The organism is Mesorhizobium sp. M7A.F.Ca.ET.027.02.1.1, assembly GCF_004022985.1.
Lineage (GTDB): Bacteria > Pseudomonadota > Alphaproteobacteria > Rhizobiales > Rhizobiaceae > Mesorhizobium.
The window spans coordinates 1-449 of sequence record NZ_RZOL01000942.1 but is presented as its reverse complement, the minus strand read 5'-3'; the positions used below and the strand labels follow the sequence as shown (position 1 = coordinate 449).

1 pseudogene is annotated in these 449 nt (G+C 60.1%); it reads right to left on the bottom strand.

The features are described 5' to 3' along the window. Window positions 1-3 precede the first annotated feature (3 nt). A pseudogene (locus tag EN749_RS37125) lies at window positions 4-375 on the bottom strand (recombinase family protein); the annotation flags it as partial. Between the last annotated feature and the right edge of the window lie 74 nt (window positions 376-449).

The window sequence follows — 449 nt, the reverse complement described above, 5'->3', positions numbered from 1 at the left end:
CTATTCGGCAGCCATGCTGCGCTTGATGGCCTTCAGCACGTCCGATCCGACGCTGCCGTCATTTGCGAATTGCTCGGCGCAGAACTCGATCCGCACGCCGGCCCTTTGGCACCGGTATTCGTAGGAAGCGCTTTCATCGATGTTCTGGAAGCGGCCCCAACGGCTCACGTCGTAGACGACGACAGTTTCGAAATCGGCTTGCCCACTTTCGACATCCGCCAGCAGCCGCCGCAGAGCCGGGCGCCCTTCGATGTTGAGGCCGCTTCTGCCGGCATCCTCGTATGTGGCGACGATGTCGTAACCCATGAGAGCCGCGTACTCGCGGATCGCATCTCTCTGGTTTTCAATGGAGTAGGTCTGTCGCTCGGTGGACATTCGCAGATATTGAGCTGCACGGACCACCGCCCGCCTTACTTGAGGGGTGTTGCGAGCCGCTGAAACCTTGTCCA